General features: G+C 65.8%; 8 protein-coding genes and 4 pseudogenes. 11 read left to right on the top strand and 1 reads right to left on the bottom strand.

Annotated elements, in window-relative coordinates:
• The 7 genes and pseudogenes from CSW58_RS04300 to CSW58_RS04270 all read left to right on the top strand — a co-directional run.
• Positions 1-294, top strand: a pseudogene (locus CSW58_RS04300) (MBL fold metallo-hydrolase); the annotation flags it as partial.
• A gap of 7 nt (positions 295-301) precedes the next feature.
• Positions 302-1,036, top strand: a complete 735-nt coding sequence (locus CSW58_RS04295; RefSeq protein WP_236627645.1) for a rhomboid family intramembrane serine protease — start codon at positions 302-304, stop codon at positions 1,034-1,036.
• Between the two features lie 74 nt (positions 1,037-1,110).
• Positions 1,111-1,529 (top strand): annotated as a pseudogene (mce, locus tag CSW58_RS04290) (methylmalonyl-CoA epimerase).
• Positions 1,529-1,789 (top strand): DUF1467 family protein, encoded by a 261-nt coding sequence (locus tag CSW58_RS04285; RefSeq protein WP_099446444.1) that lies wholly within the window; start codon positions 1,529-1,531, stop codon positions 1,787-1,789. The pseudogene mce and the gene CSW58_RS04285 overlap by 1 nt, the downstream one beginning before the upstream one ends.
• A 384-nt stretch (positions 1,790-2,173) precedes the next feature.
• Positions 2,174-3,502 (top strand): proline--tRNA ligase, encoded by a 1,329-nt coding sequence (proS, locus tag CSW58_RS04280; RefSeq protein WP_099446443.1) that lies wholly within the window; start codon positions 2,174-2,176, stop codon positions 3,500-3,502.
• A complete protein-coding gene (locus CSW58_RS04275; RefSeq protein ID WP_099446442.1) occupies positions 3,502-4,773 on the top strand; it encodes a lipoprotein-releasing ABC transporter permease subunit in 1,272 nt (423 codons plus the stop codon). The genes proS and CSW58_RS04275 overlap by 1 nt, the downstream gene beginning before the upstream one ends.
• Positions 4,766-5,464, top strand: coding sequence for an ABC transporter ATP-binding protein (locus tag CSW58_RS04270; RefSeq protein WP_099446441.1), 699 nt, complete (start codon positions 4,766-4,768; stop codon positions 5,462-5,464). The genes CSW58_RS04275 and CSW58_RS04270 overlap by 8 nt, the downstream gene beginning before the upstream one ends.
• A 7-nt stretch (positions 5,465-5,471) precedes the next feature.
• On the opposite strand, the gene CSW58_RS04265 is transcribed toward CSW58_RS04270, so the two are convergent.
• On the bottom strand, positions 5,472-6,431 hold the full coding sequence (locus CSW58_RS04265) for a nucleoside hydrolase (protein WP_099446440.1): 960 nt from the start codon (positions 6,429-6,431) through the stop codon (positions 5,472-5,474).
• 39 nt (positions 6,432-6,470) lie between these two features.
• On the opposite strand from CSW58_RS04265, the gene sidA reads away from it, so the two are divergent.
• From sidA to CSW58_RS04240, 4 genes and pseudogenes are all read left to right on the top strand, one after another.
• Entirely contained in the window at positions 6,471-6,653 is a 183-nt protein-coding gene (gene sidA / locus CSW58_RS16045) for a cell division inhibitor SidA (RefSeq protein ID WP_369825070.1), read from the top strand.
• Between the two features lie 24 nt (positions 6,654-6,677).
• A pseudogene (gene dnaE / locus CSW58_RS04255) lies at positions 6,678-10,108 on the top strand (DNA polymerase III subunit alpha).
• A gap of 471 nt (positions 10,109-10,579) precedes the next feature.
• Positions 10,580-11,461 (top strand): 30S ribosomal protein S2, encoded by an 882-nt coding sequence (gene rpsB, locus CSW58_RS04245; protein WP_099446438.1) that lies wholly within the window; start codon positions 10,580-10,582, stop codon positions 11,459-11,461.
• A 97-nt stretch (positions 11,462-11,558) separates the two neighbouring features.
• Positions 11,559-11,779: pseudogene (locus CSW58_RS04240) on the top strand (elongation factor Ts); the annotation flags it as partial.

Below are 11,779 nucleotides of genomic sequence, written 5' to 3'. Positions count from 1 at the left end.
CACGCGGCCTTCAACGGCATGCTGGCGGTGTCGGTCGTGCTGGATGGCCAAAGCCGCATCATCTCGGGTCCGCAGGTTCGCGGCCTGGGCCTGGCCGGGGACAAGGACTATCCGCTCGACGACGCCCTGGATGATCTGGCCGATGAGGCCGAGAACGCCTTCAAGCGTCTGAAGGGCAATGAACGCGAGCAGGACGAGGCGATCGAGAGCGCCATTTCCCGCGCGGTCAAGAAGGCGGCCTTCCGCATCTGGGAACGCAAGCCCGTGGTCGAGACCACGGTCCTGCGGGTCTAGCGCCAACGTGACCCAGGATCACGATCCGGCCTCGCCTGAGGCCCCGCCCGCGCGGCAGGGCCTGCTGGGCGGCGGGATCGCGGTCCTGTGGTCAGAGGCCTGGCCCGTCGTGGTGCTGACGGCCATTCTTGGGCTGGTTTTCCTTGGACAGGAGGTTGGTCGCGCCCTGGGGCAAGAGCAGGCGATCCTCGTGCTGGGGAGCCTGTTCCGGCCGGGCCTGGAGGCCGGAATCTGGTGGACGCCCGTCACCCATATCTTCCTCCACGGATCGTGGTTGCACCTGATCATGAACTGCGGCGCCTTGATCGCCCTGGGTCCCGGTGTCGCCCAGCGCCTGGGGCGGGACGCTTTAGGGGGGCTGCTGTTTTTGGGCTTTTTCCTGGTCTGCGGCCTGGCCGGAGCCGTCGCTTTCCTCGGCCTGCATGGGCAGGATCCCGTGCCGATGCTGGGCGCCTCGGGCGCGATCTGCGGTCTGTGGGGCGCGTCCGCCCGCCTGACAGGCCCGGGCAGGGCCGAACTGGCGCCGATCCTCTCCCGGCCGGTGGCCAAGCAGGCCGGTTCCTTCATCATGATGAACCTGGTGATCGTGGCCCTGGGCGCGACCTTCGGGCTGGTGTCTGGCGCCGGGGTGATCGGGATCGCCTGGGAGGCCCATCTGGGTGGATTCCTCGCCGGCCTATTGCTGATCTCGGTGCTGCCGGTGCGGTTCTGGTGGCTCAAAGTTCAGCCGCCCCAAGGCTGACCGCCGCCCTTTTCGCGATGCAGCATCGGTGTTAGGCGTCTGGCCAAGAACAAATAGTCGCCCGGGAGCGGATCATGATCGGCAAGCTCAATCACGTCGGTGTCGCAACGCCGTCTATCGACGAGTCCCTGAAGATGTATCGCGACCTGTTGGGCGCGACCTCGTTCACTGAGAAGTGGGCCATGCCCGAGCAGGGCGTATGGGTGTGTTTCGTCAACCTGCCCAACAGCCAGATCGAGCTGATCGAGCCCTATGGCGAAAAGTCGCCGATTCATGGCTTCCTGGCCAAGAACCCCAAGGGCGGCCAGCACCACATCTGCTTTGAGGTCGAGAATATCTATGAGGCCCGCGACGCGCTGGTCGCCAAGGGCGCGACCGTGCTGGGCGAACCGCGTATCGGGGCGCACGGTACGCTGATCATCTTCGTGCATCCCAAGGATATGGGCGGCATGCTGGTGGAATTGATGGAAACCCCAAGGAGGCGCATCACTGATGGGCCCGGTTACGGCGATCGCGATCTATCTGACCATCTGGTGGACCGCTCTGTTCTGCGTGCTGCCGCTGGGCGTGCGCAGCTATCATGACATGGGAATTGAACCGCCGGCCGGCGGTGATCCCGGCGCGCCGGTCAATCCCAATCTGAAGCGCAAGTTCATCACCACAACCTGGGTCTCGGCGGTCCTCTTCGCCGTGTTGTGGCTGGTACTACATTTCCACCTGGTCAGTCTTCCGCCACTGGCCCGCGCCTACTAGGCAGGCGGCGCCCAAGCCTTGGGCGGGCCGCGCTCGATTTTCCACGGATCGCCCAAGGCTTGGGCGATTCTCGCCGCTTGGGGTCGGTGTCGGCAATCTGGCGCCCCTGCACGGGTTTGTCCGGCGTAGCGTTTCAGCACGAGGTCGGCTCGCCGATCTTGCTCTGTGGCGTCTTCCCCGACGATGACTTGATAGGCCGCGCGTGAACCGCGCGGCCTTCTTTTCGTTAAGCCTCAGCGTCGTCTTCGTGGCGCTATCGCATCGGGCGATCCGGCCTGCGTCACACTTGATTGGGCTGGACCGTCATCTTTTTGCCGCGCGCGTTGCCAAGCTGCGGGCCAAGCGGCTATCTCAACGCCTGAATTTCCCGGAGACGTCCTGTCCATGCGCCTGTCGCGCTATTTCCTGCCCGTGCTGAAAGAAGCCCCTTCCGACGCCCAGATCGTGTCGCACCAGCTGATGCTGCGCGCGGGGATGATCCGGCAGGAGGCCGCCGGCATCTATGCCTGGCTGCCGCTCGGCCTTCGGGTGCTCAACAAGGTCGAGCAGATCGTTCGCGAGGAAATGGACCGCGCCGGGGCCATTGAACTGCTGATGCCGACCCTGCAGTTGGCGGATCTCTGGCGCGAGTCGGGCCGCTACGACGCCTATGGCCCCGAAATGCTGCGCATCACCGACCGCCATGAGCGCGAGCTGCTGTACGGCCCCACCAACGAGGAGATGATCACTGAGATCTTCCGGGGGTCGGTGAAGAGCTACAAGGATCTGCCCAAGAACCTCTACCACGTGCAGTGGAAGTTCCGTGACGAGCGGCGTCCGCGCTTTGGCGTGATGCGCGGCCGCGAATTCCTGATGAAGGACGCCTACAGCTTCGACCTCGACGAGGCGGGCGCCCGCAAGTCCTACAACCGTATGTTCGTGGCCTATCTGAACCTGTTCGCCCGCATGGGCCTGAAGGCGGTGCCGATGCGCGCCGACACCGGTCCGATCGGCGGCGATCTGAGCCACGAGTTCATCGTGCTGGCCGACACTGGTGAAAGCGCCGTGTTCTGCCACAAGGACCTGGTCGAGATGGGCGCACCGGGTCCCGACGTGGACTGGGACGGCGACCTGCAGCCGCTGGTCGACCAGCGCACCGCCCTCTATGCCGCCACCGAGGAAATGCACGACGAGGCGGCCTTCAACGCCGTCGCCGAGGGCGATCGCCTGTCGGCGCGCGGCATTGAGGTAGGCCACATCTTCTCATTCGGGACCAAGTATTCCGAGCCGATGAAGGCCCTGGTCGCCGGTCCCGACGGCAAGGACCACATGGTGCAGATGGGCAGCTACGGCGTCGGGGTCTCGCGTCTGCTGGGCGCGATCATCGAGGCCAGCCATGACGAGGCGGGCATCATCTGGCCGGAATCCGTGGCGCCGTTCGATGTCGGCATCATCAGCCTGCGCGTCGGCGACGCGGCCTGCGACGCGGCCTGTGAAGCGGTCTACAAGGCCGTCCACGCGGCCGGCAAGACCGCGCTCTATGACGACACTGACGCCCGCGGCGGCGGCAAGTTCGCCTCGATGGACCTAATCGGCGTGCCCTGGCAGGTGATCGTCGGCCCCAAGGGGATCGCCGAGGGCCTGGTCGAGGTCAAGAACCGCAAGACCGGCGAACGTCAAACCGCGCCGCTGGCAGATGCGATCGCCGGCCTGACGGCCAAGGCCGCCGGTTGATGGCGGCCGGCGGGGCGTTTGGACGCTGGGAGCGTACGGTCGCCTGGCGCTACCTGCGCAACAAGCGCAAGAACGGCGGCGTCGCCCTGATCGCCATCATCTCGTTCGCCGCCGTGACCATGGCGGTCTTCGCCCTGATCACGGTGATGAGCGTCATGAACGGCTTTCGCGGCGAGCTGCTGGGGCGTCTGCTGGGCTTTAACGGCCATGTCTATGCTCAGGGGCCGCTCATCAACGGCCCGGACCGTTCTGGGGTGATTTCCCGGATCCGGGCGGTGCCGGGCGTCACCCAGGCCGCGCCGATGGTCGAGGCTCAGGCCATGGTGATCGGTCCCAGCCAGGTGACCGGCGCCATTGTGCGCGGCGTGACCCCAGATGACCTGCGCGGCATGAAGATGATTTCGGACAACATCAAGCGCGGCTCGATCGAGGGGTTCGGCCAGGGCGAGTACGGCGGCGACATCGTGCTGATCGGCGACCGCATGGCCCGCAATCTGGGCCTTTCGGTCGGCGACGCCATCACCCTGATCTCGCCCTCGGGCCCGGCCACGGCCTTCGGCACCTCGACGCGTGAGAAGGACTATACGGTCGGCGGCATCTTCAGCGTCGGAATGAGCCAGTTCGACGAGAGCTTCGTCTACATGGCCTTGCCCCAGGCGCAGCTGTTCTTTGGCCGCGACACGGCGGTCGACTATATCGAGATCAAGCTCGTCGATCCCGACAAGGCCAAGGCCATAAAACCCGTCATCGAGCAGGCCAGCGGTCCGGGCGCCTTCGTCCAAGACTGGATGGATAAGAACAACAGCTATTTCAACGCCCTGCAGGTGGAGCGCAAGGTGATGCGGCTGATCCTGTTCATGATCGTCGCCATCGCGACGCTCAACATCATCTCGGCCCTGGTCATGCTGGTGAAGAACAAGGGGCGCGACATCGCGATTCTCAGAACCATCGGCGCCGGGCAGGGGGCGATCCTGCGGATCTTCGTGATGGCCGGCGCCTCGATCGGCGTGGCCGGCACCCTGGCGGGACTGGCTCTGGGCGTGGTGGTCTGCGCCAATATCGCCGCCATCCAGCGCTTCGTCGAATGGGTGACCGGCACGGCGGTGTTCAGCGCCGACATCTATTTCCTGGCCCATATCCCGGCCAAGATCGACTGGACGGAGGTGGCGATCATTGTCGCCATTTCCACGGTCATGAGCATTCTGGCGACCTTGCCGCCGGCCTGGCGGGCCTCGCGTCTCGATCCGGTTGAGGCCCTTCGCTATGAGTGATCCCGAGCGTAATCCCGTCCTGTCCCTGCGCGGGGTCGAGCGCACCTATGTCACCGAGGCCGGGGCGCTGCATGTGCTGCGCGGCGTCGATCTGGACGTCTATCCCGGCGAGGTCGTCGGGCTGATCGGGCCTTCGGGCTCGGGCAAGTCGTCCCTGCTGCATGCCGCCGGCCTGCTGGAAAAGCCCGACGCCGGGATCATAGCCCTGGACGGCCGCGACTGTTCCAAGCTGTCGGAGCGCCAGCGAACCAAGGTTCGGTTGACGACGGTCGGCTTCGTCTACCAGTTCCACCATCTGCTTCCCGAGTTTACGGCGCTTGAGAACGTGGCCCTGCCGGCCGAGATCGCCGGCAAGTCCAAGGCGGAGGCCCGGCGCGGCGCGGCGGCCATGCTCGATCAATTAGGCCTTGCGGCGCGAGTCGATCACCAGCCGGGTCAGATGTCCGGCGGCGAGCAACAACGAGTCGCCATCGCCCGGGCCCTGGCCAACCAGCCCAAGCTGCTGCTGGCCGATGAACCGACGGGTAACCTCGACCCGACCAATTCGGCGGCGGTGTTTCAGGCCCTGTACGAGCAGGCTCGTCAGCGCGGTGTCGCCGCCCTGATCGCCACCCACAACATGGAACTGGCCCGCTACATGGACCGGGTCTTCGCCCTGAAGGACGGGCACCTGGTGCCGCAGACCTTCTAGGCCGGGCTCAGAGTAGGGCCTGGCGCATCGCGGCGAAGAAGCCCTGGCGATCGACAGCCTTGATCACCCGGGCATTGGGCGGACGCCGCTTGAGGGCGGGGTCCGCCAGCTCGATGTCCGGCAGAATGTTGTGGGAAACACTCAGATAGCCCCGGGTCAGTTCGCCCTTGGTCTCGACGTCGACGACGGCCATCTCCGACTCCAGGATCAGCGTCTCGTCCAGGGCCACGGCGCAGGTCAGGGCGTCGGGATGCAGGCTGCCGTCCAGATGCTCGGTCTCCTGGGCGAAGGCCAGGGAGGCGCGATTGACCTGGGTGAAGAACCGGGCGCGCGGGGTGTCCAGGGCGTCGAGCGCCTGGAGCTGGTCGAGATCGAGCAACCCGTCCCTCAGGGTCTCGGTCCAGGTGACGATCGACAGGTTGAAGCCGGCATTGATGACCAGTCTGGCCGCCTCGGGATCGACATAGAGATTGTACTCGGCCGCCGGCGTGACATTGCCCACGCCGTTATCCGTGCCGCCCATCACCCAGAGGTGCTTGCAGGCCTGGGCGATCTTCGGCTCGCGCAGCCAGGCCAGGGCGATGTTGGTCAGCGGCGCCTGGGCCAGCAGGGTGATCTCGCCCGGAGACTCCATGATCCGTCGTACGATCTCGTCGGCCGCATGGCCGGGAGCGGGGCGCTGGGGCGTCGCCGGAAAGGCGCAGTCGCTCATGCCATCCGCGCCGAACACATAGGCCGCATCTAGCGGCGCGCGAGAAAAGGGCCGCTGGGCCCCGAGATAGACCGGAACCTGATCGGCGCGACCGCAGGCCGCGAGGGTCACCAAGGCGTTCTCGGCATGCTGCGCGAAGCCGACATTGCCGTGGGCGATGGTGATGGCCTCGACCGTGACGCCGGGGCGACGCAGGGCGAGCATGAGGGAGAAGACGTCGTCTCCGGCGGTGTCGGTATCAATGATCAGGCGCATGCGCCCATCTGACTCGAACCGCCTGCCGACGCCAAGGGCATGGGTCAATTGCCTGGATCGAACGCGGGTATCTTGCGGGGAGAACAAAAGTGGAATAGAGAACAAAATAGAAACGATATTTGGAGGCTTCCCATGGTCCGGATCGCACGTGAGTCTTTGGCGCTTGTATCTGTCGTCAGCTTCGTCTGGATGATGTGCTCGGTCGCCCAGTTGGTGGCCTGAGTCGCTTTTCGGTGAGGTAGGGTCATGTCCGGGGCTGAAGGTCAGGGTTTCGTCCACCTTCGCGTGCGGTCGGCCTATTCGCTGCTCGAAGGCGCCATCAAGGCTGAAAAGATCGGCGCGCTCGCCGCGGCTGCGGGTATGCCGGCGGCCGGAATCACCGACCGGACCAATCTGTTCGGGGCGCTCGAATATTCGTCCTACGCCAAGGACGCCGGCATCCAGGCGATCATCGGCTGCGCGCTGCCCGTATCGGGAGTCGGGGCGGGGCCGTCAGAGCGCTGGGCGCGCACACCGACCATCACCCTGCTGGCCCAGAACGAGCGGGGTTATCTGAACCTCTCCGAGCTCTCGTCCATGGCCTATCTCGACAGTGGCGAGATGGCCGAGCCCGTGGTGCCCTGGGCCAAGGTCGTGGCCCATGCCGAGGGCCTGATCCTGCTGTCGGGAGGGACTGACGGCCCGGTCGACGCGCTGTTCGCCTCGGGCAAGACCAGCGAGGGCGCCGCGGCCCTGGCCGAAATGCAACGGGTTTTCGGCGACCGCTTCTATGTCGAGCTGCAGCGGCATGGTCTGCCGCAACAGGCGGCGGCGGAGCCTGGGCTGGTGCACTGGGCCTATGAGCACGACGCGCCCCTGGTCGCCACCAATGACGTCTACTACGCAAAGCCTGAACTGTACGTGGCCCATGACGCGCTGCTCTGCATCTCGGACGGCGCCTTCGTGGGGCAGGATGAACGCCGCCGCGTCACGCCCGAGCACTGGTTCAAGTCGCAGGCCGACATGCGCAAGCTGTTCTCGGACCTGCCGGAAGCCTGCGACAACACCCTGGATATCGCGCGCCGCTGCGCCTTCGCCGTGCAGAAGCGCGATCCAATCCTCCCCAGCTTCCCGACGGGCGACGGCCGGGACGAGCCCGCGGAACTGACTCACCAGGCCCGTGAGGGCCTGAAGCGGCGGCTGGACGGCCTGACCTTGGCCTGTGACGAACAGGTCTACTGGGACCGACTGGAATTCGAGCTGGGCATCATCATCAAGATGGGCTTTCCCGGCTATTTCTTGATCGTGTCGGACTTCATCAAATGGGCCAAGTCGCACGGCATTCCCGTGGGGCCGGGCCGGGGTTCGGGCGCTGGATCGCTGGTCGCCTGGGTCCTGACCATCACCGACCTGGATCCCCTGCGGTTTGGTCTGCTGTTCGAGCGGTTCTTGAACCCCGAACGGGTCTCGATGCCCGACTTCGATATCGATTTCTGCCAGGAGCGGCGGGAAGAGGTGATCGTCTACGTCCAGGAAAAGTACGGCCGCGACCGCGTGGCCCAGATCATCACCTTCGGTTCTCTGCAGGCCCGGGCTGTCTTGCGCGACGTCGGTCGGGTGATGCAGCTGCCGCTGGGCCTGGTCGACCGGCTCTGCAAGATGGTGCCCAACAATCCGGCCGCGCCGGTGACCCTGGCTCAGGCGATCGAGATCGAGCCGCGGCTCAAGCAGGCCCGGAACGAGGACGGCAATGTCGCGGCTTGTCTGGACGTCGCCCTGCAGTTGGAGGGGCTGTATCGCAACGCCTCGACCCATGCCGCCGGGGTGGTCATCGGCGACAGGCCCCTGACCCAGCTGACACCGCTCTACAAGGACCCAAGATCCGACCTGCCGGCGACCCAGTTCAACATGAAGTGGGTCGAAAGCGCCGGTCTGGTGAAGTTCGACTTCCTGGGCCTGAAGACGCTGACGGTGCTGGATCGGGCCGTCAAACATCTGCGCAAGCGGGGCGTCGAGGTTGACCTGACGCGGCTGCCGTTCGACGACGCCAAGTCCTATGAACTACTCGCCTCGGGCCAGACGGTCGGTGTGTTCCAGCTGGAAAGCCAGGGCATGCGCGACACCCTGCGCAAGATGCGCTGCAGCTCGATCGAAGAGATCACAGCGCTGATCTCGCTCTATCGGCCGGGCCCGATGGACAACATCGACACCTTCGTCGACTGCAAGTTCGGCCGCAAACCCGTCGACACGCTGCACCCCTCTTTGGAGCCGGTGCTCAAGGAGACCTACGGGGTCATCGTCTACCAGGAACAGGTGATGCAGATCGCCCAGATCCTGGCGGGCTACAGCCTGGGCGAAGCCGATCTGCTGCGCCGGGCCATGGGCAAGAAGAAGAAGGAGGAGATGGATCAGCAGAAGATCCGTTTCGTCTCCGGCGCCCTTGAGCGTGGCGTGCCCGAGGAACAGTCGGGTTCGATCTTCGAACTGGTGGCCAAGTTCGCCGGCTATGGCTTCAACAAGAGCCACGCCGCCGCCTACGCCCTGATCGCCTACCAGACGGCCTGGTTGAAGGCCAACGCCCCGGTCGAGTTCCTGGCCGCCTCGATGAGCCTGGACCTGTCCAACACCGACAAGCTGGCGGTCTTTCATCAGGACGCGCGGCGGTTCGGGATCACCGTGCGCGCGCCGGACGTCAATCGCTCGGGCGCCGACTTCGAGGTCGAGGATGGTGAGGTGCTCTATGCCTTGGGCGCGGTCCGCAATGTCGGCTTGCAGGCCATGGAGCATCTGGTCGCCGTGCGCGAGGAGGGCGGGCCGTTCCGCGACATCTTCGATTTTGTCGAACGTGTGGATCCCAAGCAGGTCAACAAGCGCGCCATCGAAAACCTGGCGCGGGCAGGGGCCTTCGACTCCTTCCACAAGAATCGCGCCCAGATCCTGGCCTCGGCCGATGTGCTGATCGCCCACTGCCAGAGCGTCGCGGCGGATCGCCACGGCGGTCAGCACGCGCTGTTCGGGGCCGATACCGCCGCCGGGCGACCGCGGCTCAAGAAGGTCGAGCCCTGGAGCCAGGTCGACCTGCTGGACGAGGAACTGGCCGCCGTCGGCTTCTATCTGACCGGCCACCCCTGGAGGATCTGGTCGGCATGCTGCGCCGCAAGCGCACGGCGATGCTGACCGAGGTGATCCCCCAGGCGGAGGCCGGCATGGAGGCCTTCCGGATGTGCGGCGTGGTGCGGCGACGCCAGGAGCGCGCCTCTCAAAGCGGTGAGCGTTTCGCCTTCGTGTCGCTCTCCGATCCAACCGGCGAATACGAGGTGCTGTTTCCGCCCGAGGCCCTGCGCAAGTGTCGCGACATTCTGGAGCCAGGCAAGGCGGTGTCGATCAAGGTCCGCGCCAAGGCCCGGGACGGCGAGGTGCGGTTCTTCGGCGACGACGCCGAGCCGATCGAGAAGGCCATCGAGAACGTGGTGGCCGGGCTGCGGGTGCATCTGTCGCCCACGGCCACCGAGGTCGACGCCCTGCGTCGGCGGATCGAACCGGCCAGTTCGGCGCGCGGCGGCGAAATCAGCTTCATCGCGGCCCTGGGCGGCGGCCGAGAGATCGAGATGCGTCTGCCCGGTCGCTACATGCTCGACGCCGCCCTGCGCGGAGCCCTGAAAACCGCACCCGGCGTGGCCCTGCTGGAAGACGTCTGAGGCGTCTGACCCTACCGTCGTCTTGGGGTGTTGCCCCCGTCCTCGACGGGCATCTCTCCAGAGCAGAGTCCGCCTCGGAGGACGCGCCCCTGGCGTCGGTCGGGTCCATAGGGCGGCGCTCGCTCAGGCCTGGGCTGCCGAGGTTTGTGCGCCGGACGGCCATTTGGGCGATTCGTCTTCGCGGATTTCTTGGGGGCGGTCTTTCGCGCGCCGAGCCGGATCCGCGCATCGGCCTTGCGGGGAGCGCGCCGACCCAGGGTGAATCGGGCGTGATCGTCGGCCCTCGCCGCGTGTTTCGACCGCTAGGGCTTGCATTTGCCGCCCATCCAGCCTATTTGCGCCGCCATTCCACACGTGGACGTTCGGTTGCTTTGGGGAGACATCCCGAGGTCGCCGTTCCGGTCCCGCTCCGAAATCGTTCGGAACGGGGGTGTCCGCGGAGGTTCAACCGGAAAAAGGATTATAGGCCACATGGCGCTTCCCGAATTCTCCATGCGTCAGCTCCTGGAAGCTGGCGCCCACTTCGGCCACCAGACCCATCGCTGGAACCCGAAGATGGACCGCTTCATCTTTGGCTCGCGTTCCAACATCCACATCATCGACCTGTCGCAGTCGATTCCGCTCCTGCACCAGGCCCTGGTGAAGGTGCGTGAAGTCGCCGCCGCCGGCGGTCGCGTGCTGTTCGTCGGCACCAAGCGTCAGGCTTCGGACCCCGTCGCCACCGCCGCCAAGCGCTGCGCCCAGTACTATGTCAATCACCGCTGGCTCGGTGGCACCCTGACCAACTGGCGCACCGTGTCGGGCTCGATCGCGCGTCTGCGCGAGCTCGAAGGCGTTTTGGGCGGCGACGGCTCGGGCCGTTCCAAGAAGGAACTGCTGCAGCTGACCCGCGAACGCGACAAGCTGGAACTGTCGCTGGGCGGCATCAAGGACATGGGCGGCATCCCCGACATCATGTTCGTGATCGACACCAACAAGGAAGCGATCGCGATCCTTGAAGCCCGCAAGCTGAACATCCCGGTCATCGCGATCCTGGACACCAACTGCGATCCGGACGGCATCACCTATCCGATCCCGGGTAACGACGACGCCGCCCGCGCCCTGCAGCTGTACTGCGACCTGATCGCCGACGCCGTCCTCGACGGTCTGGCCGCCGGCCAGGCCTCGTCGGGCGTCGATCTGGGCGCCTCGGTGGCCCCGATGGAACCGACCCTGGCTCGCGAACTGACCCCCGAGCCGGTGGCTGAAGCCGCCGTCGCCCCGGAAGCCGTTGCCGAAGCCGCCCCCGAGGCCGCCCAGGAAGCCACCGCCGAGGCGATCGAAGCCGTCGCCGAAGAGCCGGCCGCGAGCTGATTGACCTGCCGTCGCCCCTTGTGGCGGCTGTAACGACCCTGACATGCGACCGGGCTATCAAGCCCGGTCGCTAACTATTTGAATATGGAGATTTTCCATGGCTGAGATCACGGCTGCGCTCGTCAAAGAGCTGCGCGACAAGTCCGGCGTCGGCCATGATGGACTGCAAGAAGGCGCTGATCGAAAACAACGGCGACATCGACGCGTCCATCGACTGGCTGCGCGCCAAGGGCCTTTCCAAGGCCGCCAAGAAGGCCGACCGCGTCGCCGCTGAAGGCCTGGTCGGCATCGCCGTCCGCGTCGACGGCGCCGGCATGA

The organism is Caulobacter sp. B11 (genome assembly GCF_002737765.1).
Lineage (GTDB): Bacteria > Pseudomonadota > Alphaproteobacteria > Caulobacterales > Caulobacteraceae > Caulobacter.
The sequence above is the reverse complement of the archived record's forward strand: the minus strand, read 5'-3'. Positions and strand labels throughout refer to the sequence as shown.

Excerpts from the sequence above, each read along its gene's own strand:
- CSW58_RS04285 (WP_099446444.1), top strand. The coding sequence starts at position 1,529 with ATGGGCCCGGTTACGGCGATCGCGATCTATCTGACCATCTGGTGGACC.
- proS (WP_099446443.1), top strand. The coding sequence starts at position 2,174 with ATGCGCCTGTCGCGCTATTTCCTGCCCGTGCTGAAAGAAGCCCCTTCC.
- CSW58_RS04275 (WP_099446442.1), top strand. The coding sequence starts at position 3,502 with ATGGCGGCCGGCGGGGCGTTTGGACGCTGGGAGCGTACGGTCGCCTGG.
- CSW58_RS04270 (WP_099446441.1), top strand. The coding sequence starts at position 4,766 with ATGAGTGATCCCGAGCGTAATCCCGTCCTGTCCCTGCGCGGGGTCGAG.
- CSW58_RS04265 (WP_099446440.1), bottom strand. The coding sequence starts at position 6,431 with ATGCGCCTGATCATTGATACCGACACCGCCGGAGACGACGTCTTCTCC.
- sidA (WP_369825070.1), top strand. The coding sequence starts at position 6,471 with ATGGGTCAATTGCCTGGATCGAACGCGGGTATCTTGCGGGGAGAACAA.
- rpsB (WP_099446438.1), top strand. The coding sequence starts at position 10,580 with ATGGCGCTTCCCGAATTCTCCATGCGTCAGCTCCTGGAAGCTGGCGCC.